General features: G+C 62.6%; 1 pseudogene. It reads right to left on the reverse strand.

Annotation, left to right across the window (positions count from 1 at the left end):
* Positions 1-146: pseudogene (locus B4L26_RS17330) on the reverse strand (repressor LexA); the annotation flags it as partial.
* Positions 147-444: the final 298 nt, after the last annotated feature.

Genomic DNA, 444 nt, shown 5'->3' on the forward strand with positions numbered 1-444 from the left:
ATCTCGCGGATGCTCGGCGGATACCCGCGGTCGCGGACCGACTTGCGGATCACTGCCAGCACGTCGCGCTGACGTTTGGTCAGCGTCGCCTCGATCTCTTCGGGCGAATCGGTCAAGCCCGACGACGATGTCTTCTTCCTTGTCATGATTCGTCTCCCTCTTCCTGGATGTCCCAACCGTAGCGAATATGTTCGAGGCGATCAAACATTTGTTCGACGTGTTGCGAGACTTTGTCAGACCGGCGTGGTAGAACTTCGAACATAAGTTCATCGAACATACGAACGAGGAGGACGACGATGAGCGCACCGATGATCCACCGCAGCTACCACGCTCCGATCCCGGTCTCGCGCCGGCGCCCGGAGTCGACGGTGCACGACGGGTTCGACCGCGCCGGTTGCGGTGCGGCCCAGCGCGGCCCGCGCGAGACCCGGTTGCGCGGGCCTC

The organism is Gordonia sp. UBA7599, assembly GCA_002477755.1.
GTDB lineage: Bacteria > Actinomycetota > Actinomycetes > Mycobacteriales > Mycobacteriaceae > Gordonia.